Origin of the sequence: Deinococcus betulae (assembly GCF_020166395.1) — a bacterium.
Classification (GTDB): domain Bacteria; phylum Deinococcota; class Deinococci; order Deinococcales; family Deinococcaceae; genus Deinococcus; species Deinococcus betulae.
Genome location: NZ_JAIQXU010000016.1, coordinates 46,787 through 68,677, shown reverse-complemented (window position 1 = coordinate 68,677; position 21,891 = coordinate 46,787). Strand labels below are relative to the sequence as shown.

Here is a 21,891-nt window from a genome sequence, read left to right as displayed (position 1 = left end):
CCAAGTGCTGCTTGGGCATTTCTGGAGGCAGACCAAGTGGCAAGTGGCTTGCCAAGCCCGCAGTGCCATCGCTCTTGGCCTATTCGGTACTTCCAACTTTTGAAGTGAATCATCGCCTGCCGCGTCCTACAGGAGAAATTCGTCACTTCGCGTTTCGTAGCCGCTTCCTTAAAACCCCCCCTTGTTACTTGATGTTTATGCTGATCGGGTGAACGGCATCGTCTACCAGGTTCAGGGAGGGCAACTTACCCAGATGCGCGAGGAACGTTACGACTCCGAAGCCATCCTGCAGGACCTGCTGAGCGCCCACCCGGCGCTCTTAGCCGGCGAGCAGATCGACGCTGGCTCGCCCCGCCGCTGGCTGCTGATCGAGGCAGAGATTGCCGTGCCCGACCAGCTGGACGGTGTGGGCCGCTGGGCGCTTGATCACCTGTTTCTGGATCAGGACGCGCGCCCCACCCTGATTGAGGTCAAGCGCAGCACCGATACCCGCATTCGGCGCGAGGTCATTGGGCAGATGCTGGATTACGCAGCGCACGCCAGCAGGTACTGGCCGGGCTCGCGGCTGCGGGCGGCCTTCGAGGGCCGCTGCGCCGCGCAGGGACTCGATCCGGTGCAGGAAGTGCAGTCCATCTGGGATGGCGACGTGGAGACTTTCTGGGCACGGGCCGAGGAGAACCTGAGCGAGGGTCGCCTGCGGCTGCTGTTCGTGGCGGACCTCATCCCACCGGAGTTGCGGCGGGTGATCGAGTTCTTGAATGGGGCGTTCGCGCAGATCGAGGTGCTGGGCGTCGAGGTGCGGCAGTTCCGTGGAGGCGGCGCGCAGGTGCTGGTCCCGCAGGTGGTGGGACAGAGCGTGAGGGCGCAGGACCGCAAACCAGGCCTTACCGCCAGCTCGAAGCCGGGCGAGGTCTGGACGCAGGCGCGACTGGCGGCGCAGCTGACTGAGCGTGGTGAGTTGGTGGGGCTCACTCTGATGCATCGCCTGCTGGACGTGGCGGCTGCCCGGCAAGTAGAGGTGAAGTGGGGCCGGGGCCAGAAGATGGGTTCCGTTCAGCTCCGTCATCCGGCTTCCTCACAGAGCCTGATGTACCTCTATAGCGATGGCACACTCTCACTGAATAAATCGGTCATTCCGGCCATTCCTCCGTTTGACCAGCCAGCGCGGTGCCGTGAACTGCTGGAGGTCTTCCGACAGTTAGAGGATCCAGCCCGGGCCGGGGACCGGAAGAATGAATGGGAGGTGCGGTTTAGCGCTCTGCACCCAGCGTCCCCTCAGGCATTGGAGCGGGTGATGACCCTGCTGCTCGACAGCCTCGACAGCGCCGAAGCACTCCCCGAGGCCGGCCCACAGATGCCTTGACGCAGCTGTGATGGTCTAACTGACGACCGGAGATCCTTCCAATGGTCCGGACAGTTTTAAACGGCTTTGAGGCCGAAATTCAGCGGACTGGACGGTATAGTGTGCAATTCGTGGAAGTGGGCGTCCAGGCCGAGTTGCGACAAAATGGGGTGTTTGAAGAAACGCGAAGTGACGAATTTCTCCTGTAGGACGCGGCAGGCGATGATTCACTTCAAAAGTTGGAAGGACCGGATAGGCCAAGAGCGATGGCACTTCGGGCCTGGCAAGCCACTTGCCACCTGGTCTGCTTCCAGAAATGCCCAAGCAGCACTTGAAGAAAGTGCCGACACTGCTTGAAGCAGGTACTTTCTCAGGTCCCTGCTTGTGAAAACATTTCACTTTGCACTTGGTAGCAGCTTCCTTAAAACACCCCCGGGTTCGCGGTGGTTTTTGGACGAGGTATGCGTTGAGGTCGGTGGGGCGAGGCACTGGCTCTGGAAAGCCGTCGATGAGAATGGCGCCGTGCGCGACATCCTTCTTCAGCAATACCGCAACACCCGGGCAGCGAGGTCCTTCTTCACGCGGCTGCTCAGTGAGTACGAGGTCCCAGAGATCGTCCACACCGACAAGCTCTGGAACTGTGGGGCGGCCATTCGGGAACTTCCTGTGCTCCACGTCGTGGAGCACGTTCATGTCGTTTCCGCAGCGCGTTGCAACAATCTTGTCGAGCAATCACATCGACCCACACGGCAGCAGGAGCGAAGCCAACTGGGCTTCAAACTTGGGCGGCGAACGCAAGAGTTCCTTGCCCTGCATGCCCTAGTCTCGAACCTTTACCGCCACACCCGAACGATCGCTCCCGCCGACCTTCGACGGCGTAACCAAACCGGGGCGCTCCGACTCTGGAAAGAGGCACTGCAGCAGGCGGCTTGAGAATCAAGCCGCCTACTCCGCGGTTCCGGCCCCACTGAGATTAAGTTTCCAGAACCCCCCGACACTCCATGTTGGGCTAATTTGCGGCAAGAAGTCCCACACAGACGCCTATACTGAAACTGCATGACCTTAGACCATCGCCGTACCAGCTTGCCCACCGGTCATGCTGGGTCCCTGGACGTTATTACTTCAGAAGCGGCGACAACTGCGTCTGCAGGCACCGTGCTTTCACGTCTGAGCTGGCTGGAGATTGAAGCAGCCGTGGCAAAAGAGCAGAAGAACCGCCACGTGTACACGCCGTCAATCTCAGTGTTCCGCTGGTGGGCGCGGCGGCCGCACAGCCTGATGGGCGCGATCATTGACGCTGCCAACCCAGGGGGCGATGCGGGCTTCGTCGTGTCGGACATCTTCTCGGGCGGCGGAACGGTCGGCGTAGAAGCTGCCCGGCGCGGCCTGGCAGCCTACGCGCAGGATCTCTACCCCTGGCCGGCTCTGGGCCTGAAGGCCAGCCTGGCCAGCTGCAGCCTCGCGGAATTCGACGCCGCCGCCGCTGCTCTGACCGAGCACCTGAGAAGACTGGACCATTATTACACCCGCGAGGACGGCCGGGTGCTCTCGCACATCTTCTATGTCCGCGAGGGCCAGTGTCCGGATTGCGAGGGTCGCGTGAGTTTCTTCCCTGAGCACCTCGTCACTCAGATCCCACAGCCTGCAAAGACACGAGGGAAAGGGAAGGCTGACGAGGCCCAGGAAACCGAACTCTCTGCATCTCCCACAGAGGGGTACTTCGGTTGTCAGGCGTGCGGGCACGTGGAGAGGCGCCCCGTCACAGACGGTCGCCTGCCCTGCGCGAGTTGTGGGCAGGCGGATGTGCCCCAGCGGCGCGGCCACACCCACAAGACCTGCGTGCACTGCGGGCACTGCGCTCTGTTCGCTGCGTTCCTGCCCGGCAGCCGCTGGAAGCCCGTACTTGTGCAGGAGGTTAAACATTCCAAGGGCCTGACAACCACCCTGCGCCTCCCCGAAGACGACGATCCTCTCCTTGATCCGTTCTCTCTTCCCGAAGAAGTCCAGGTTGCCATGCCCGATGACCTGGAAACCAAGCGCCTAAAGCAGATCGGCTTTTCCACCTGGGGTGACCTGTACACGCCCCGGCAAGCGCATTACCTTCTCGAAGCGCTGCGCTTTACCCGGGACCTCGACGTCTCCCAAGCCTGTCGCGACCGCCTCGCCTACGCCGTGATCGGCCTCGCCGAGATGCCCGCGTATCTGTGCCGCTGGGACCGCTTTCACCAGAAGGTCTTCGAAGGCTTCGCCAACCACCACTATGCCCACACCACCTTCGTGGTTGAGACGAACTTCGCCTCCCCGATTGGCCGCGGCACTCTCCCCAGGCGCCTCAAAGCCGCCCGCAAGGCCCTCGCATGGGCGCTGGACACCTTCCCCCAGTGGCAGCAGGTACGTCGCGTGGCGGTGCGCCCGCGGGGACAGTGCCGCCCTCCTATCAGCGGGCGGTGCCACATCGCTATCGGTTCCAGCGTCCGCCAGGGCCTCCCGGGCAGCTCGGTCGACCTGGTGCTTACCGACCCGCCGTACTTCGACGACGTGCAGTACGGTGAACTCTCCAGACTCTTCCACGTCTGGCTTGCTCAGTACGCCAAGCTCCCCAAATACCGCCACGAGCAAGAAGCTGTGCCGAACAGCGCCCGCAAGGTTAGTGGCGGCGACTACCAGAAGACCATCCAGCGCTCGCTCGCCGAGGCCCGGCGCACCCTCAAGCCTGGCGGGAAGATCATCCTAACCTTCCACAATCGCAAGATCCAGGCATGGCAGGCTCTCGCTGGGGCGCTGCGCGGCGCGGGCCTGCAGGTCGACGCACTAGCCATCACCCGCGCCGAGAACGACGCCGATCACTCCAAGCGTGGCGGTAAGGGCATGCTCCACGACCTCGTTATCGAGTGCAGTCCCAGAACCAAGCACCCTAGCGAGTCAGGCAAGCCGGTCGAGCCGCCTGAACCCTTGATCGCGCACGCTGGGGACAGCCAGGAAGCTCAGGAACTGCGCACCGTCGGCCTCGCGCTCGCCCGCGCCGTGCACCAGTGTGGCGAACCCCGCCTGGATACGCTCTTCCAGAACCTTCTCAGCGGCCAGGGCCTCAAGGCTGAAAGAATCAACAGCTGATGCCCTGGCCAGATGCCCTGCAAGATCTCGCCCGGGAAGACCTCCTTATCCAGGCGCTGCTCAAGCGCGTGTTGCCCCGGGCCACGCCCGCCCACGGGCGCGTTAGCGCCGCCCTTGCCGCCCGGCTCTTGAGCGGCCCTCCGCCGTGCGAGGCTACCACTCTGCATCTACTCGTCCCGCCCGGTGACTACAGTGCCCTGAGCGCCGCCACCGGGCTGCTTGTAGCCGATGTCTTCCACAAGAACCGCGGTGGGTCCCGGCTCTCCGGGCATGTGCTGCTCATCACGCCTGGCATCGGTAACGCTGCTGACCGCCTCGACGCTCTCCAAGTAGCCGACGGAATGCCTCTCACGAAACTCTGGCCGCACGAGTCATTCAGCCGCTACCAGCCCTTCACGAGCGAGCACCCCCACGTACTCCTCGCCAACCCCGGCTGGGTTGCCCGCCTCCCCGACCTGCCCCGCCGCATAGGCGCGGCCGTCATCGACGCCACCCATCCGCAGACCGAAGCGCGCCTCCCGGAGCTGCTGCGCGCCACAGAGAAGGTCCCCCTGCGCCTCCTGGTCACGCCACTGCACGGCTACCATCACACCCAGAGTCTCCCCGCCACAGCCACTTGGCCCTGGTACCCCGGCGCGCTGGCCGCAGCGGCCAGCGCCCTGGGCCTGAACGCTCCGCCCAGCGCGAGCCTGTACAGCACCGCCTACGTCACCCACGACGCCGACCTCGATGCCACGTTGGAACGGGTCCGCAAAGGCCTCCGTCAGCTCATGGGCCTGATGCGCCCCGTGCCGCAGAGCCTTCTCGAAGCGTGGCGGATTTATCACCGGCTGCGCCTAATGATCACGCCCCTCCACGAGTACGAACGTGCCGCCAGACGCCGCTGGGGCGGTATGATGCTCCGCGATCAGCTTGACGCTCTAGAAGACGCAGACCTGTCCGACGCCGCCCTGCAGGGGCCCTGGAGGCGACTCGTTCAGGATCTCAAAGGCGTCTACGCCCTACTCGAAGTCCGCGCTCAGAGTGCCAAGTACACCGCACTGGAACAGCGGCTCCAGGCGCTCCTTACAGCCCCCTGTCTCGCAGTCCCCTTACAGGTCGTCTGCCCCACCGAAGCAGAAACCGAAGGGCTGCGCGAGACTATGACTGTCCGTAACCCTGCGCTGCTGGACGCCGTGCTGAGCGGCACACTCGAATTTCTGCATGGCTCTGCCCTGGCTCGGCGCTCCCACTTCACCTCGCTCGGACGTGTGATCTGGCCTGGGTACCCGCATGGCCGTGGCGGCATGCTCGGCCTCTACCCCGCGCATGAGCACGACTACCTACTCTACCCGCATGAGCTGCCCCTGCTGAATGCCCAGCTGCGTGCCCACTATGACGCCGCCGAGAGCGCCCAGCACTGCGAGCCCCTGCGCGCAGCCCTGCACGCCCTAAACGTCCCCACCCCAAATGGCGTCATGGCCACCCCCACGCCCCGGCCCGCCCTGCGCGTCCTCGACTTGCAGGGCGCGCCCCTGAAACTCCTCATCGAAGCGCCAATCGACGTCACCCTCGACCTTGACGACCTCGCCACCACTGCGCAGACCGCCCTGGAAGCTCTTCACGCCCGCACGCCAGGCGCCGACGGCCGCAACACTTCCAGCAGTCCGCTCACGCCTCACCTCACCGTGCATTTTGACGACGGCGCCATCAACGTGCCCGTCAGCTCCCACATGGACGTCTTCTACCCCGCCACGCGAAAACTTCTGCGCATCCCCGCCACGGACGTCACCTGCGGCATGCAGGTCATCGTGATGGTCGACGACGCCTACTCCACCATTTTTGACCGCCTCATTGAAGTCCTTGACGGCAAACTCCCCCCTACCCAGCGCCTGTTGCTGCAACTCTGGGCCGCCGCAAAAAACCGCCTCAATGCCGAGAACCCCAACGTCCGCGCCCTCTGGCGGAACCTCAACGCCGCCGGACTCACCGAGGACTACAGCACCCTGCGCAGCTGGCTTGCCGAGTTTGGCTCCGATCCGCAGCAGTTCTCGGCCATGCAGCTCCTCGCAGTGCGCAGCGGCGTCTATCCCAAGGAAGACCTGATCGAGCAGACCTTCACCGTCATCTGCAGCATGCGCGGCCGCAACCGCACTGCCGGTCGCGCCCTGCATCGCGTGCTGCGCGCCATCGCCACCGGCGAGAACTATCGCGAGGCGATGAACGGCGCCCGCAAGATTGACCGCAACCTCGCCGAGCTGCTCGATGCCGCTGAACTGCGCATCGTTACCCACGTAACGCGCGTCACGGCGTAACCCACCTCAAAATCGCTCCCCGCCGCCCTGGAGGTATACCCCGCATGACGCCTGAATCCAGCCCGACAATCCCTGAGCCGACCCCGAAATTCTCTGCAACCGGTGCCGTGGCCCGCCCTGCGCCGACCGTGCCCACGCACCTGAACACCCGCTACCCGCAGGAAATCGAGGTCATTAACCTCTTCGCCCGGCGCCTTGAAGCGGCCCTCTCCGGCAGCGACGACCCCGTCCTGATCAACTACCTCCCCATTGACATGTGCCATCTCGGCGTGCTCACCCCCTGGCAGGACCCGGAAGTCGCCCAAGCCACTGGCACCGATCAGGAAGCCGAGGAAACCGTCGACAACACGGAGATTGCGGAAGGGGAACCGGAAGATAACGCAGCCGTGTCCATCACGACGCGCACCTCCGCTTCCACAAAGGCTGACCCTGCCATCTCCATCCTAGAGACCGACGACTCTCCAGACGACAGTCCCAGCCCAGCCTCGGTGGAGTCGGCTGACGACCGCACTGTCGCACGCCGGCCAGCGTCCTCCCTCGGCTGCGAACTGCTGCTGCGCCCTGAGGGTGGGCGGGTGAAACTGCGCGTGAACCTGTCGTTCGCGTTCTACACGGCGCACCTGCCCACCTACGCCGAACAGCTGCGTTCCCTGGGAGGCGAGTATAAAGCCGCCCGCCCTGTGCCGAGCAGCACACCTGCGTCGGCTGTGGCCTCGCCCGAGGTAACCGCGACCGCCTCTCCTAAGAAGAAACGCGGTGGGGCGCCCGAGCGGGCTATGACGGTCGCGTATACGCTGCGCCGTCAGACGCTCACCCTCAGTGGACTGGAGTTCGACCTCGACGCCACGCGAAGCGGGGACACAGTTGAGCGCCCCCGGGTGCAGGCGGAACTCGACCGGTTGATCTTAGAGGCCCTGCGCAACCGCCCTGCCCACAGGGAGTCCCTCGCCACGCGCTCCGGCGCGCCTCTGCGCGAGGAGGACCTCGCCAGCGAGGCTGCCTTCGAAGCCGCGCTCGCCAAGGCCGTGTCCAGGGGAGAGGAGCAGACCCAGCCGCACCTGAAGGCGTCCCTGACCGTACGCACCGAACCGCAGGCAAACGGAGACGTGCGCGTGTCGCTGTACCTGTCGAACGACACACCCATGAACACCGAGCAGCGCACGCAGAATAACGTGAACATCCTCGCTGACGCGAAACTCTGGGGCGACGTGGAACGCGGGCAGGTCCGGCCCATTGAGATCCTCCCTGTGCCGCGCGACTACCAATACGACCGCCAAGTCTGGGGCGTCGGGCACAACACCTCCGTCACCGTGGATAAGGACCATGGTACCTTCCGCACGCACGCCCTGGCGCGCTTCGACCAACCCCGCCTGACCACGAAAGACCATCTGCCAACGGAGTTCTCGCGTTTCGCCGAGAAGCCCCTAGAGAGCCTCGGTGAAATCCACCAGGCGATGCAGGCCGAGGTCATGTACTGGCGGGGCACCGTCCTAGACTCCAATAGCCTAAAACTTCCCCCAGACGCCTTGGTCGCCTGCGAAGCTGACTTCGAGTTGTTCAAAGGCGAGGTGGCCCGATTCGCCACTGGGATCGCCGCACTGAAGGCCCAGCCGGCCCTCCTCAAAGCTTTCCAGGGCATGAACCGGACCATGGGCCGCATAGCCTCCGCCAAAGGTTTTGCGCGCTGGCGGCTCTTCCAGATCGCGTATATCGTTACGCAGCTCCCTGCCCTCGCCCTGCGCGAAGGTGTGAGCGGCGGGTCAGACCACCTCGGCCATCACCACGACTGGGTGGACGACCTGCAGATCGCGGACGTCCTGTGGTTCCCCACCGGCGGCGGGAAGACCGAGAGTTACCTCGGCCTGGTGTGCTGCGCGATGCTCTACGACCGCCTGCGCGGCAAGCAGATGGGCGTGACCGCCTGGCTGCGCTTCCCGCTGCGCATGCTCAGCGTCCAACAGCTCCAACGCGCTGTGACGATGGTGTACGAGGCGCAGGTCGAGCTCAACAGCATGGATCCCAAACCGGTGGGCGATCCGCTCCTTCTCGGGTACTTCGTGGGCTCCACTACCACGCCGAACAACCCCAATGCCGAATGGTTCGCGCAGCACGCCACCCCAACTGACCTCGAACCCTTCCGGATGGTCGCCGACTGCCCCAAGTGCGACGGCAAAGGCACTGTGAAACTCATCGCAAAGCCCGACGTCCTGCGGCTTTACCACCAGTGCAAGACATGCAAGGAACACTTGCCGCTCGTCATCACCGACAGCGAGATTTACCGTACGTTGCCCGCCATGATCGTCGGTACAGTTGATAAGGCCGCCACGCTCGGCATGCAGGAGAAATTCGGGATCCTCTGGGCTGGACCGAAGTGGAAGTGCACGGTAAAGGGCCACGGGTATGGCAACACTGACTTCTGTCTCTACGAGTGCAAGAAAGGCACCAAGCGTGAGATCATCACGCCCTACGACCCCTCCCCGAGCCTCCATATCCAGGACGAACTGCACCTTCTGCAAGAGGAACTCGGCGCATTCGCTGGGCACTACGAGACCTTAATCCGCTACTGTGAATCGCAGGTTCCGGGCAGTCATCCAGCCAAGGTCATCGCCGCGACCGCCACCGTTGAAGGTTTCGAACACCAAGCCAGGCACTTGTATGGCGTCAAGGGCGCCCGACGCTTCCCTAGTCGTGGTTACCAGCGGCACGAGAACTTTTACACCCGCATTGATCAGCACGACGGTGTGGAAAAGACCGCCCGGGTATTTCTAGCATTCAGGCCCAGCGGCATGTCCACCGACGCCGCCTCGCGCTGCGCGAAGATCCTCGGTGAGACCGCCACTCGCCTCTTCACGAACGAAACGAGCGCCCTGGCGTCCCTGAGTGAGACCGCCACACCGGACGAACTCGCCGCGCTGCGCCATTACTACGCCATGACGCTAACTTACGTCGGCAGCCTCACCAGTGGCACGCGTGTGAATGACGCACTCAAGGAATCCGGTAATACCATCCTGCAGGACCAGCGCACCATCGAAACCGAGTACCTCAACGCCCGCTCCACCGCCGGGGATATCGCCGCCGTCATCGACCGCATCGAAACCCCGCCACAATGGACCAACAGCAAACACATCGACGCGCTCATCGCCACGAACATGATCAGCCACGGCGTCGACCTGGAACGCTGCAACCTGATGGTCATGGAAAAATACCCTGCCGAGACCGCTGAGTACATCCAGGCATCCAGCCGCTCGGGCCGCAAGAAAGTCGGCCTGGTCGTGGTCGTGCTCCCCGCGCGAAACTTGCGCGCCGCAAGCATCTACAACCGCTTTTCCGAGTATCACCGCCACCTCGACCGCATGGTCACCCCGGTCCCCGTCAACCGCTTCGCCAAACAGGCCATCCGCCGGACGATCTCCGGCACGGTCTCCGGGCTGATCTACGGTATCGGCGTGCCTCAGGAAGGCGGCAAGAGCCGGCTCAAGGAACTCACCGGTGCCCTGACATGGATAGAACACGACAAGCTCAAACGCACCCGCGCGCACTTGCGCGGTGCCCAGGCACTCGGACAAGGCAATTACGACCCAGACCTAGAAGCTGCCCAGGTCGCCCTCGTTGACGAGACCTTTGACGAACTCCTCGCTCGGCTCCGCCAACAGCGCGTCGTGGCCGGCAGCAGCAAACTCGGCGACGCCCTAAACCCCAAACCCATGACCAGCCTGCGTGATGTGGAACGCCCCGTGCCTTTTTGGCCCATCAACACCGAGTACGACAAACTTCAGTGGTTCAAGAAGGGGAAGTCATGATCGCGCAGCGCCAGGTGCAGCAACTAACTTCACCTTTCATCAGCTGATCAGAGCACCTCCGCTCAAAGGACTTCCCCATGCCCAAAGCGTTCACCCGCGGCCAGACGCAGATCCTCTTCCAGCACACGCCCGAGAGCATCTTCCACCACGACGATTTTGGGTTGTGCAAGGTCACCAGCATCGACCTCGACCCGCTCGACAGCGGCAGCCTAAATGAGACGGCACTGTACGACACGATCGCCGAGATGGCCGCGCAGTGGCCGGAGAACTTTCGCATGAACTTCCCCGACATACGCGACCCCGCGCGGCGCAGTCGGCACTTCCGCCTCGGGGCACCGCGCACGGTGAATTTTGAGCCGTTCCCGGAGAACGTCCAGTGCCAGCAGTGCGGGTACGTGACTGATTACGAGACGGCCCGTCGGCGCGGTAGCCACCTCGGCCGCTGCCCGCGCAAGGGCTGCGACGGGACCATGAAGCAGCTCCGGTACGTGCAGGCGCACAACTGTGGGCGCCTGGAGACGCTCTATCTGCCTAAGGGCCGCAAGTGCAAACGTTGCGGCGGCACGGAAATGCGCCTGTACGACCCCGGTCGCACGCCGCTCGCCCGCTGGGTGTGCCTAAACCCTGCGTGCGCTACGCCCTTGCAAGGCCTCTTCCAGACACCGTGTACATGTAAGTACAGCGAGGCTTCCCTTGCGGCTGGGCGGCCCGACTCGGACCGCAAGATGCGTGTGTACCCCGTCGCTGAGCCTGGGCTCTACAACCCCCTCATCGCCACCTTCATCAACCTCCAGCAGGGTCACGAGCAGCGCCTCACACAAGTTGAGGACGCCGAGACGCTGCTGCTTGCCCGCACCTGGGGTGTCCTCGCGGAACCCGTGCTGGACGTCGCTCAGAAGCGCGCTGAGTGGGAGGGGCAGGCTGGCTCCACCGCCGACCGCATCATCGAAGCGCTTCGCGCACTTGATCCTAACCACCCCGAGGTGCTCCGGCACGACGCGGAGAAAGCCAATCCCCCTGGGCATGCTGCCATCAACACTGTGCACCACCACCTCGGCGCGCTCACCGGGGGCGTGCCGGGACGCAAGCTCATCGAGCACGTCACCCTGCGCGACAACGTTACCCTGACGACCCCCGAGGCCGTCGCTACGCAGTTGCGTCGCCGCGGCCAGACGGCGCAGGCTGACCGCTTCCTGAAAGACGCCCTGGATATCATGACCCGACTCGGCATCGCCCACGCCGAGGCCGTAGAGAACTTCCCTATCGCCCAGGCCGCCTTTGGGTACACCCGCGTCACAAAGAAGCCCAAAGCGAGCATGCTCAACCCTTTTCCCGCCGACCGGAGCAGCGACGACCCGCGCTCTCCGATCTTCGCACTGCCCACCGAGACCGAGGCACTGTGGTTCCAACTCGACCCACTGCGCGTCGCCCGCTGGATGACTGACAATCGCCTGATACACGGCGCGGTGCCCACCGACGCGGTCGCTGCCTGGGCATGGCTGTGGCGAGGCGCTCTTAAGACCCCTCGACGCGACGACGGCACCCTGCACCCCGCCTCGGCGGCCTTACAGACGTTGATCCACACAATCAGTCACGTCATGGCTCAGCGTATGGAGTGGAGCGGCTACGCGATCTCTAGCATCGGCGAGTACCTGTTGCCTGAAAGCCTGTCGTTCGTGCTGTATGCCAACCGCTTTACTGAGAGCAAGATCGGCGGGCTCCTAACTCTCTTCGAGCAGCGCCTGCCGCTATGGCTGCGCGAGGCCGCCCAGCAGGGCCGCGATTGCATCTACGATCCGCTCTGCGCGCGCGATGGCGGCACCTGTGCCGGGTGCCTGCACCGCGAGTTCAACTGCACGCATTTCAACGGCTTGCTTTCCCGCGCCACTCTCTACGGCGGCCCACTCCCTGACGGTCAGGATTTTGGCACCAGGACTATCACGCACGGCTACTGGCAGGACGCGCTGCTTACCCCGGAAGACGAAAGCTGAGGTGGGGCGTGAACACTAGCTTGACTCTCACGGATGACCAGCTCACCCGCGCAGCCCGGGCCTTGTGGGCCCAAGCTGGTCGGCCCATGACCTACCGCGACCTCGCCTGGGTGGAGGATCTGCTCGGCGAGGGCAGTCGCGAGGCGCTGTGGCAGCGCCTCAAAGCGGCCGGCGCTCTAGACGGCGAAGGCGACCTCCTACGCCCCGGGCCACTTGCGGCGCTGCTCGGAGACCTCGCCGGAGACAGGGGAAGCGGCCTGCTGTGGACCCTCCCGGAGTCTCTGAATACGGCTCTGAGTGCTGCGATCCCGAGCAGTCACCCACCCACGCCTTACCTTGATGGACTCACCCAGACCATCGACGCCGCTCAGAAGGAACTGCGTCTGATGTCCCCGTTCCTGACGCTGTCAGGCATCACGGTCGTGAGCGAGGCGTTGCTGCGCGTGCTCGCGCGTGGTGTGCGCACCTCGTTGATTGCCCAGGACCTGCACGACCTTGCAAGTCTGCAAAGCCGCGCCGTGGAGCCCCTGCGCCAGTCCGCCGAGCGCCTCGGCGCGTCTCTAAGCGTTTACAGTGCCCGCCATACTGGCGGGTTGCTGCACGCCAAACTCGCAGTCGCTGACCAGACACAGGTGGTGCTTGGCTCGGCTAACATGACCGGCCACGGCTTGGGCATGAACTTCGAAGTCGGCGTACGTCTGGGTCCCAGTGCGGCCCGTCAGGTCGCTGATGTTTACGATGCGCTGCAAGGAAGTTCGCTGATTGAGCACGTCTTCTCCACTATGGGTTGAACCTGTTGAGGTGATCGGGGCTCATCCATTTCGTAGTAACGGATACACTCCTGCTCGCTTTCCCGCTTGAGGTCATTGGGTACGCCGTCTGGCTATACCGCCGCTTCACGCTGAGTTATCGGGACGTCGAGGAACTCCTGCTGGGGTTGTGGCAAGTTGCTGGTGGTCAGAAAGCGGGAAGCTCTAGTACAGCGCGTGGTCTGAAGTTCAGACCACGCGCTGTACCACTTCCTGCCACGTCTTGAACGCAGATTGTTGCTGGCAGCGAAGATGGCGAGCGGGGACAGTGGAGCGAGGGGGGTGGTGAAGGTTCGAGACTCGAGCGTGCACGCCCGAGGAAGCCCTGTGCTCGTCGTCGTGACCTTCTGACGTTCCTATCGTCGTGTGGAACGGTGGGATTGCTCAATCAGATCGTTGCGTCGGGCGGAGGAGATGACTTGGACGTGCTCCACAGCGTGGAGCACGGGAACTTTCTGAAAGACTGCACCATCACTCCAGAGCTTGTCAGTATGGATGACCTCCGACACGTCGTACTTCCTCAACAGCCAGGAGAAGAACGATTTGGCGGCCTCCATGTCTCGGTGTTGCGGCAGCAAGACGTCCAACACGAAGCCATGCTCGTCGACCGCCCGCCAGAGCCAGTGTTTGACGCCGCCGACATTTCATCGAGGTGCTACCGAGAACCACGACGTGGTTCTCGGTGGCGGAGGCTCTGAGCGAAGAGATCGCTGAAGTTGATGCACCACGTACGGATAGATTCACGGGTCACGTAGATGCCCCGCTCCAGCAGCAGTTCTTCAGCCGGGGAGTTTCTGGTCGCTCAACACCGCGTCACCATACCCCAACAACTTGCCACAACCGTGGCGGTACAGTTTCCGATCAGTCACGACTCATTAGCCTAATGGAGTTAAGTTGCCAGAACCGCAGCCTCTAACAGAGCACGCTGTCAAATAAGGAGCCTGGCTGACGCTCCCTGATCCCTCTAAAAAATTCAGGAAAGAGGTTGGGCATTCCCCGCTTCTCACACCGGAGGTGATACTCCACATGGGCGTGGTAACGCTGACTGGGCAAAACCAGCAAATTCTCTGGATCGTTGTTGCTGCTGTCGCCGTCTCGGTGATGGACAATTTCTCCCGGTAAAAGAGGTCTCCCCAGACGTTCCTCGGCAATTTTCCGGTGTAAGAGAACCTTCTTGCCTGTGGCCTTATCCCAGATCTGGACGTACTTTTTGCGCCGCTTCACTGGAGCTCTCTGACCAGCAAATTTGCAACCAGATTCTGCATCGTCACACCTCGACCAAAATAGCTCTCTATGTCAATAGGTTTCTAGCTACCTATTCCTTGACCCAAGCGGTGAGGAGTTCTTTCACCACTGTATTCATATCTTGGCCACTTTGAAGGGCCTTGATCTTCACTAATCGGCGCAGAGATTCCGGCACGGCCACGTTGAGCTGGACAATCTTTTCGACTGACACTTCCTCAGCGTTTGCGGCTCTCGCTGTCGGTACCGAGTTGGCCACTACCTTCGCCGTAGCTTCCCCTGAAAATACGGCCCCGAGCTTAGGACGTTTCGTCATGCCATCACCTCATTCCACACAGCGGCATATTCACCAAGATCCGTAGGGCCGGCGCCGAAAGCCGCCTTATAGGACTCCAGTTCGCGGATACGGCTGCTGAGCACAGGAAGACCTGTCAGCGCCTCTTCCGCCTCTTTGGCCAGGCGGCGTCTTGGGTTGTACCGCGTGAGCAGAATGGCCACATCCAGTTCTTCTCTCTGGGCCTGCATATCCGCCAAGAGTTCCAGTGTTGGGCGCAGACGGTCAATCTCCAGACCCGTCGGCGCCACTGGGACCAGAGCGATATCCGCCAGACTGGCTGCACGCATCAGCAGTTCGCGGGAGTTGGGCGGCGTGTCAATAATCACGAGATGACCAGCTGTCCGGGGAGCTTTGACCTGACGGGCCAGCCGGTCTGGTTCTCCAGCGACCACTTCAAACGGAAGTTCGGCATGGCTTGACCAGCGGTGTGCACTGTGTTCACTGTCGGCGTCCACGATCGTCACTGAATGGCCCGCCGAGGCGGCAACAGCCGCGAGGTACACGCTGGTTGTCGTTTTGCCGACCCCACCTTTGAGCGAGAGAATGGCGATGGTCTTCACACACACAGTCTAGCAGCAAATCACATATCTAAATACCTAGATACCTATTTATCTACCTATTGGAAAGGAGGCTTCTGGTCAAGCCGCATTGTCGAATGCGGCTTGCCAAACAACCGGAAGGAGGCTGGTTGCGACCAGCCTCCTTCAATGAACAGAGCTATCCAGCGCGGCGTCGGCTCCGACCAATCTGGACCGCGCGCTCAGCTTCACGGCGGGGGTAGCCACCCTGTTCAAAATGGCGGGTCGCCGCTTCATCACTTAAGGTTGGCGGCTGCTCAAGCACACGGGGGCGTGTCAACTGCTTCTGGTAGCGGCGGGTGCCAACACCCAGTTCCATGCCGGCCGGCTGAGCTGACACCACGACAGCCCCCTCTTGCATGTGCAGCGTACCGACATCTCGAAAGTGCAGCGACCTGCCCTCTTCAAGATCCAACAGGAAGCCATCAGCCGCGACTTCTGCCGCTGAAGCCTTTACACCATCCCTGGTCAGGACTGAGATCAGCTGGGCCTTGGCCTGTTCTTTGGTCAGGGTCGTCACGTCACACCTCCGGCTGCGCCACACAGTGTCACCAGCGCGGCGTCCAGCGTAACAAAGTCGGCTGGCCGCCATTGCTGGGGCAGGTCACTTTGTGCCAGTTGTGAGATATCGGCGTGGATGGCGGCGACCGGCGACCGGCTGGCCACCCACTGGGCGAACGACCGGGCAAACAGTTCTGGGGGTTCCAGCAGATACGCGGCGAAGCTGGCCTCCTGCACGAAATCAGGATCAGCGAGTCGGTTTCGGATGCGCCGAACCGAGTCCGACCGCAAGCAGGCGGCATACCAGGTCTGCCAGTCTGAGCCGGCCCGGGTCAGGCTGGCGTAGCCCTGACCCTGACCAAACACCAGATAGTCCAGAGCGTGGCCCACCTCGTGCAGGAGTGTCAGGCCAGGAAAGATCCCGTCATCCGCAATGCGGACGCCAAGCTCAACTTTCGCAGAGTCGAACAGACCATTCTCGTAGCGCATGGGTTCGGTGCGGACGCCGACCGGTGCCAGCGCCGCCGAGACGGTCAAGGGCAGCGCAGCCAAAGCGTCAGCCGCCGCCCGAAGGGCGCCCAGCCGAGGATGCCGTGGGGGAATGGCCAGGCCGAAGACGGCCGCCAACGGCTGAGCGCCAGACGTCACGTCCGGGCCGAGGCCGCCTCCACTTCAACAGTCAGACTATGGGTGTCGGCAGCCTTGGCGCCCAGGCGCACGAAGAAGCTGAACTTCCCTTCGCTCGTCAGTTCAAACTTGAACTCCATTTTGGCCGTGGCATCAAAATCGTCCCGCAACGTGGCCAGGGCGGCCAAACCAGTGCGGACGATCTCGACAGCTTCCCGCAGTTGCCCAGGCAACTGGCTGAAGCTAGGTGTGGCCGCGCGCTTCAGGGCAAAGCTGATGCGCTGGGTATCGGCCCGTGTCATGTCACCACCAATCCCGTCTTTGGACAGGAGGGCGATGGGTGGCGTGCCGCCTCCGCCGGTCCGGCTGGTCACGGCTGTCAAATCGACGACAGCGCTGATCACACGGAGGCCGGTGCCCTGTTCGGCAAAGTGAACAATGTACTTCAGATCATTCAAGACCGTGGACGCGTCCAAAGAGGGGGGCAGAGTCGACACAGAAGCTCCTTGAGAGATAGGAAAGAGATGGACAAACTCCAGAATGGAGAGGCGGATCAAGAGTGACCGCCAGAGAGGTTCTGGAAGGCCACCCTCGTCCAGAGGTTACAGAAGGGTAACATCAATCTCCTCCAGATCAGAAAAATACCTAATTATCTAGTTATATAGATATCTATTTAATTATAGACAATTCTAGGTCTGATTTTTGCTGCGTCACAGCACTTCCTCTCTTACGACCAGTTGTGCTCAATGACACTTATGGTCCCGTTGGGATGCCAAATAGACAGTTGGTTACTGATCAAAATGCTGGTCGCACTTCGGAACTCTACTTACACAGCTCAGCTGCGCCTGCGCCTCTGTCACCGTTTACCAGGGACGCTAAGCTTGGTGCATGGCCCACTCTTTTGATGAGGCCGCGCGCCAACGGTTGCTCTGTTTCCTGCAGGTTCAATTGGAACTCAATCCGCAGGCCGACCCATCCACCTTCGATAGCGCAGCTGAAGAGGCCTTTGACGCGGTCCAGCGCGAAGCCCTTGAATACGCTAAACGCTTTGACCCCGACCAGCTGCACGCCTTCTTCTGTGCGCTCTACCAACAGAGAGAGGACCAGTGGTTGGCTGGCCAGGCCTTCAGTCTGCTCGCGCATCTCCCACATCCGGGTGGCCTGACGTTTCTGGCCGAGGTCCTCACCTCTCAGAGTGAGGAGTGGCGCTGCGCCGTCTGCGACAAGCTGAGGGAGCTCCCTGGAGAGGCGTCGAGCGCACTGCTCACTCGGGTGCTGCTAAGTGACGAGGATCCAGATGTTCGTTGGTCGGCGGCAGATGCACTCGCGACGGTGGGCACGGAAAACGCATTACCTGTACTGCTACACGTCAGCGTGCACGATAGGGGTCAGGACTACGAGGGGTTCCTGGTGGCTGACGCGGCGCACCGGGCGTTCCAGGCCGTGCGCCGCAGACTACAGGACGACACCAACAGTGTTGACCAGTAGCCTGCACTTCACTCTCACCGTTAGTTCCGCCTGTCTTGCCGTGTTTGACCGGCGGCTGTCTCAGTTTCCAAACCGCTCAGGCAAGCCCGCTCAAAACGAGGGACATAGCGTTGAATGGGAGATCCTTGAACCCAGGACTAGAGACCTCACCTCACTGAGCTCCATTGTCTATCCTTTTGGTAAGACACATTACCAGCAAGGTGGGTCGGCTACAGTGAATTTATGGAGCTGGCATGAGTCATCCCACAGCGGAACCACTGGCCGCTGACACCCCGCCCGCCACCCCGGCAGAGACAGCTGAGGGTCAAGTCTTACAAGAAGTGACGAATATCCACGCTCTGCTGATCCCCTTTGAGGGCCAGACTCTCAGGCCCCGGACCGCCCCGACGCCACGTGAGCAGCAGGAACAACTGGCCACCCGATATTGGTGCGGCGTCGTCGTTGGGCTCGCCCTGACCCAACTGCCCATTCCAAATCCGTGGATTCCACTCACTTTTGCGCTCCTCGCGCTGGTCTGTGTCGTCATTAGCGCCTGGCTGGGTGGGTCCAGTCTGTTCAGAGAGTGGAAGCACAGACGACTGGAGACCCCGCAGCTGCTCAACAGTTCGGCCGCGCGCGAAGCGGAACTGATTCGGGCCCTCTACGCGTTCTCCCGGCCCGCCCTTCTTCATGTGGCCGCCTCGGCCCGCGCCGCTGATCAGCGCCTGACCTCCCGCATATCTGTGATTCTGGGGCCGAACAAAGCGGGTGGCGTCGTGGGTGCGCTGTTCCTGATGTTCGGGATATTCAGTGCGGGCAAGTACTTGCAGGACAACGAGGTGAAGATTCCGCTGGTCGGACTGCCCATCACAGCTGAGACCCTCTTAATCACCGTTGCCGTCCTGCTCCTGGGTAGCTTCGGCATCTTGTTCGCCAGTGCCAGCCTGGCCAGCTTGCCCGATATTGCCGATCTTCTGGAGCGTGTGGCGGCACTCAAGAAAAATCTTGCCGAAGAATCCAGGGACCAGATGAGGGAGGGGAGATGACCCTCGACCTGTACCGGCACGGACAACTTGCGCCGTTGCGGGCCTGGGCCGCGCTGCCCCTGGAGGAGCGCCGGCGCCGGGCAGTTGCGGCTGTCGCCGGACGCGACACAGCCACCTTGCTGGAGCTGTTAGAAGCCCACCATGTCCGCACACATGGACATGTCAGCCCGGAGACCCTGCGCAAATACCGGTTGGGGGCCAAGACCTGGTTGAGTTACGCCACTGACAATGCCGTGAAGGTGATGCACCCGGCATCAGAAGACACTGACCTGTGGGTGCGGTCACTAGAAGCAGCAGGAAAGTCGCCGTCTAGCGTTGGCGTTCTTTTAGCCGGCGCACGGGCGCTGTACGCGGCCCTCCGCTGGGCCAAAGCCACGAAAGACACCCCATTTACCGACACCAGACCGAAGAAAGACAAACGCCGCCCCTGGGACAAGCGGCAGCCTTATCCGGAAGCGGATGTGCAGCTGCTCCTCGCCGCCGCTTCCTTGGAGATGCGAGTGCTCCTGCGGCTCGGGGCTATTGCCGGACTGCGGGCTTCTGAGATCACGAACCTGACCTGGAGCAATGTCGATCTGGACAGCGGCGCCTTGACTGTGGTCAACGGCAAAGGAGGGAAAACCAGGCGGGTGTTGCTACCGACCTCGCTCATCTTGGATTTGCAGGTGCTCAGGGAGCAGCATCCAATTGAGCTTGTCATTGGCCGCACGCCAGAGGCCGCGCGAAGTCGCCTGCGAACCCTGTGTCGTCAAGTAGGCATTCCTTACCTGGGTCTTCACGCGCTCCGGCACACGGCAGGCACACAGCTGGTGCGAGCAGGATTTCAACTTCAAGATGTCGCAGAGCATTTGGGGCACAGCGACGTTCAAACGGCACGCACCTATGGCAAATGGGCAGACGACCGCTTGAGGAAGCACCTGCTTGAGTTATAAGGCAGCAAGTGCAAACGTTACGGATGAGGAAGCCACTGACTTACAGCCGGGCCGCGCAAAGGTACGGTGACCTTGCCTCTGTTTCCGGTGCCAGTCTGATTGCAAATCGAGCCGCATCTGAGCTGCCCCCAATAACGGGTCCAGGTCAAATCGGAATCTCCGGCTGGACGTGGAGCGAGGCGAACTGCGCTGCGAACGCGCTGGGCGCGAGGTTTTTCAGTGCGGAATGCGGCCTGAACGCATTGTACTCTTCGACCTTCCGGCGGGCATCCTCAAGCGTCAAGAACCAGTGGGTGTTCAGGCATCCGTCCCGGAAACTGCCGTGGAACGATCCGATGAACGGATCGTCTATGGGCTTTCCTGGACGGGAAAAATCCAGCGATACGCCATACTGGTAGGCCTATAGATTGACCACCTTGCTGATGAACTCACTGCCATTGTCGACTTGAATCCGCTGATGACTCCCTCTGCTTTCGCTGATCTGCCGCATGGTGGCCACGACGTCAGTCCCTTTCAGACTTTGATTGACCAGTATGGCCAGGCATTCCCAGGGGAAGACATCGACCACCGTCAAGGCCCGCAGCCGCCGGCCGTCGTAGAGCTGGGTACATGGCCCATACCTCATTGGATCGTGCCGCGCTGATGTGTCGTTGCGGTCGCTTCATCCTGAGATTGAGCCTGGTCTGGGTGTACAGCCGAGGGGGCCGTTTGTGGTTGATGCGCCAGCCCTCCCGAGCCATCAGGACGTGGATGCGTCGGCATCCAGAGCGCACACGCCCGCCCGCAATCTCGGTCATGCGCTGGATGATGGCCGGCTCGTCCACCCGTTTCCTGAAGACGTACCAGTACGTAGAGCGCGCCAGCTGGAGACCGCGACATGCTCGCCGCTGGCGGGGGTTCACAGCTTTTTTGAGATGACCTCCTGTAGCATCGCCTTGTCCAGGCTCAGATCCGCCATGAGTTGCTTGAGTTTGCGGTTCTCCTCCAGCTGACGAAGCCGCTGCAACTCGGCGACCCCCAGCCCGCCATACTTTTTCTGCCAGATGTAGAAGGTCGACTCGATGATGCCCATCTTCCAGCAGACTTCTCCGACCGAGGTGCCGGTCTCGACCTGCCGCAGGGCTAAGGCAATCTGCTCTTCGGTCTGCCGTGCTCCTCCCATGGTGACTCTCCTGGAGAACGTTGTTCCCTGAGTGTGCCAAATTCCTCCGATTTCAGGTGGATCCGATTGCGGGGCGCAGGTCACAGTGAGCCGCCCCACGTCCCAGAAGGGAAGGTGGAGCGGCTGGCAGTTGGGGCTCAGTTGCTGCAAGCGTAATGAGTCGGCTTGGCGACCCTCTTCTTATCTAAGAAGGCTCATTCATGGATTGACTCAAGTTAGCGACATCACTTTTAAATTTCAGAGCTAGTATACTGTCGATAATGAAGGGAGAGAATAGATAGTTTATGTATTCTACCGCTTGGTCATCGTGAGATGAATTCAGATATTCTCTGATGCGACTTTGACTTCCACAGCAAACTCTATTAAGAAGCGCAACATAGGATCTATCAGTACAGCCTGAAACAGTAAGAAACTTTTTTTGAGAACCATTGGGGCGTATCCCTATCTTGGCTCCAAGATTATCCATGTCCCGAGTAAGAGAATCGGCAATACTTTTTATAATAGAACTATCAATAACTCTATCTGACTCAGGTAAATCACACAATTTAGTTATTATCAGAGCGCGTAATATAGTCTCATGTGCCGCAAAAAGCTCAATATCATCAGACCCACCTATTAATTTTAAAGAGAGATCATGTTTAGACATTTA

16 protein-coding genes and 3 pseudogenes are annotated in these 21,891 nt (G+C 61.6%); 10 read left to right on the top strand and 9 right to left on the bottom strand.

Annotated elements, in window-relative coordinates:
* The first annotated feature begins 208 nt into the window (after positions 1–208).
* The 7 genes and pseudogenes from K7W42_RS12870 (at position 209) to K7W42_RS12840 (ending at position 13,332) form a co-directional block, all read left to right on the top strand.
* Positions 209–1,363 carry a PDDEXK family nuclease gene (locus K7W42_RS12870; protein ID WP_224575101.1) on the top strand — a complete coding sequence of 385 codons (1,155 nt, stop codon included), beginning with the start codon at positions 209–211 and terminating at the stop codon, positions 1,361–1,363.
* Positions 1,364–1,777: 414 nt separating this feature from the next.
* Positions 1,778–2,275: pseudogene (locus K7W42_RS12865) on the top strand (DDE-type integrase/transposase/recombinase); the annotation flags it as partial.
* Between the two features lie 123 nt (positions 2,276–2,398).
* Positions 2,399–4,456 carry a hypothetical protein gene (locus K7W42_RS12860; protein ID WP_224575138.1) on the top strand — a complete coding sequence of 686 codons (2,058 nt, stop codon included), beginning with the start codon at positions 2,399–2,401 and terminating at the stop codon, positions 4,454–4,456.
* Complete coding sequence (locus tag K7W42_RS12855) at positions 4,456–6,750, top strand: DISARM anti-phage system protein DrmE domain-containing protein (protein ID WP_224575137.1); 2,295 nt, start codon at positions 4,456–4,458, stop codon at positions 6,748–6,750. Before K7W42_RS12860 ends, K7W42_RS12855 begins: the two co-directional genes overlap by 1 nt.
* Positions 6,751–6,794: 44 nt before the next feature.
* Complete coding sequence (locus K7W42_RS12850; RefSeq protein WP_224575136.1) at positions 6,795–10,550, top strand: helicase-related protein; 3,756 nt, start codon at positions 6,795–6,797, stop codon at positions 10,548–10,550.
* 77 nt (positions 10,551–10,627) lie between these two features.
* A complete protein-coding gene (locus tag K7W42_RS12845) occupies positions 10,628–12,541 on the top strand; it encodes a DUF8724 domain-containing protein (protein ID WP_224575135.1) in 1,914 nt (637 codons plus the stop codon).
* An 86-nt stretch (positions 12,542–12,627) separates the two neighbouring features.
* Positions 12,628–13,332 (top strand): phospholipase D-like domain-containing protein, encoded by a 705-nt coding sequence (locus K7W42_RS12840; RefSeq protein ID WP_224575134.1) that lies wholly within the window; start codon positions 12,628–12,630, stop codon positions 13,330–13,332.
* A gap of 207 nt (positions 13,333–13,539) precedes the next feature.
* Here K7W42_RS12840 and K7W42_RS12830 read toward each other — a convergent pair.
* The 7 genes and pseudogenes from K7W42_RS12830 to K7W42_RS12800 all read right to left on the bottom strand — a co-directional run bounded on the left by K7W42_RS12830 (position 13,540) and on the right by K7W42_RS12800 (position 17,192).
* Positions 13,540–14,219, bottom strand: a pseudogene (locus K7W42_RS12830) (DDE-type integrase/transposase/recombinase).
* A gap of 43 nt (positions 14,220–14,262) precedes the next feature.
* Positions 14,263–14,574: an HNH endonuclease gene (locus K7W42_RS12825; protein ID WP_224575130.1), complete on the bottom strand. Its 312-nt coding sequence runs from the start codon at positions 14,572–14,574 to the stop codon at positions 14,263–14,265.
* A 91-nt stretch (positions 14,575–14,665) separates the two neighbouring features.
* Positions 14,666–14,908: a hypothetical protein gene (locus K7W42_RS12820; RefSeq protein ID WP_224575129.1), complete on the bottom strand. Its 243-nt coding sequence runs from the start codon at positions 14,906–14,908 to the stop codon at positions 14,666–14,668.
* Entirely contained in the window at positions 14,905–15,489 is a 585-nt protein-coding gene (locus K7W42_RS12815; protein WP_224575127.1) for a nucleotide-binding protein, read from the bottom strand. Before K7W42_RS12815 ends, K7W42_RS12820 begins: the two co-directional genes overlap by 4 nt.
* Positions 15,490–15,646: 157 nt before the next feature.
* Positions 15,647–16,027, bottom strand: coding sequence for a hypothetical protein (locus K7W42_RS12810; RefSeq protein WP_224575126.1), 381 nt, complete (start codon positions 16,025–16,027; stop codon positions 15,647–15,649).
* Positions 16,024–16,656, bottom strand: coding sequence for a hypothetical protein (locus K7W42_RS12805; protein WP_224575124.1), 633 nt, complete (start codon positions 16,654–16,656; stop codon positions 16,024–16,026). The genes K7W42_RS12810 and K7W42_RS12805 overlap by 4 nt, the downstream gene beginning before the upstream one ends.
* Positions 16,653–17,192 carry a hypothetical protein gene (locus K7W42_RS12800; protein WP_224575122.1) on the bottom strand — a complete coding sequence of 180 codons (540 nt, stop codon included), beginning with the start codon at positions 17,190–17,192 and terminating at the stop codon, positions 16,653–16,655. The genes K7W42_RS12805 and K7W42_RS12800 overlap by 4 nt, the downstream gene beginning before the upstream one ends.
* Positions 17,193–17,523: 331 nt before the next feature.
* On the opposite strand from K7W42_RS12800, the gene K7W42_RS12795 reads away from it, so the two are divergent.
* The 3 genes from K7W42_RS12795 to K7W42_RS12785 all read left to right on the top strand — a co-directional run bounded on the left by K7W42_RS12795 (position 17,524) and on the right by K7W42_RS12785 (position 20,080).
* A complete protein-coding gene (locus K7W42_RS12795) occupies positions 17,524–18,123 on the top strand; it encodes a HEAT repeat domain-containing protein (RefSeq protein ID WP_224575120.1) in 600 nt (199 codons plus the stop codon).
* A gap of 233 nt (positions 18,124–18,356) precedes the next feature.
* Entirely contained in the window at positions 18,357–19,148 is a 792-nt protein-coding gene (locus K7W42_RS12790; RefSeq protein WP_224575119.1) for a hypothetical protein, read from the top strand.
* Positions 19,145–20,080 (top strand): tyrosine-type recombinase/integrase, encoded by a 936-nt coding sequence (locus K7W42_RS12785; RefSeq protein WP_224575117.1) that lies wholly within the window; start codon positions 19,145–19,147, stop codon positions 20,078–20,080. Before K7W42_RS12790 ends, K7W42_RS12785 begins: the two co-directional genes overlap by 4 nt.
* Positions 20,081–20,225: 145 nt before the next feature.
* On the opposite strand, the pseudogene K7W42_RS12780 reads toward K7W42_RS12785, so the two are convergent.
* Both K7W42_RS12780 and K7W42_RS12775 read right to left on the bottom strand, forming a co-directional pair.
* Positions 20,226–21,242: pseudogene (locus K7W42_RS12780) on the bottom strand (IS3 family transposase).
* 184 nt (positions 21,243–21,426) lie between these two features.
* Positions 21,427–21,888, bottom strand: coding sequence for a hypothetical protein (locus K7W42_RS12775; protein WP_224575115.1), 462 nt, complete (start codon positions 21,886–21,888; stop codon positions 21,427–21,429).
* Between the last annotated feature and the right edge of the window lie 3 nt (positions 21,889–21,891).

Bases quoted from the DNA above. Each gene is read 5' to 3' on its own strand.
- K7W42_RS12860 (WP_224575138.1), top strand. From the start codon at position 2,399: ATGACCTTAGACCATCGCCGTACCAGCTTGCCCACCGGTCATGCTGGG.
- K7W42_RS12855 (WP_224575137.1), top strand. From the start codon at position 4,456: ATGCCCTGGCCAGATGCCCTGCAAGATCTCGCCCGGGAAGACCTCCTT.
- K7W42_RS12850 (WP_224575136.1), top strand. From the start codon at position 6,795: ATGACGCCTGAATCCAGCCCGACAATCCCTGAGCCGACCCCGAAATTC.
- K7W42_RS12845 (WP_224575135.1), top strand. From the start codon at position 10,628: ATGCCCAAAGCGTTCACCCGCGGCCAGACGCAGATCCTCTTCCAGCAC.
- K7W42_RS12840 (WP_224575134.1), top strand. From the start codon at position 12,628: ATGACCTACCGCGACCTCGCCTGGGTGGAGGATCTGCTCGGCGAGGGC.
- K7W42_RS12820 (WP_224575129.1), bottom strand. From the start codon at position 14,908: ATGACGAAACGTCCTAAGCTCGGGGCCGTATTTTCAGGGGAAGCTACG.
- K7W42_RS12795 (WP_224575120.1), top strand. From the start codon at position 17,524: ATGGCCCACTCTTTTGATGAGGCCGCGCGCCAACGGTTGCTCTGTTTC.
- K7W42_RS12790 (WP_224575119.1), top strand. From the start codon at position 18,357: ATGAGTCATCCCACAGCGGAACCACTGGCCGCTGACACCCCGCCCGCC.
- K7W42_RS12785 (WP_224575117.1), top strand. From the start codon at position 19,145: ATGACCCTCGACCTGTACCGGCACGGACAACTTGCGCCGTTGCGGGCC.
- K7W42_RS12775 (WP_224575115.1), bottom strand. From the start codon at position 21,888: ATGTCTAAACATGATCTCTCTTTAAAATTAATAGGTGGGTCTGATGAT.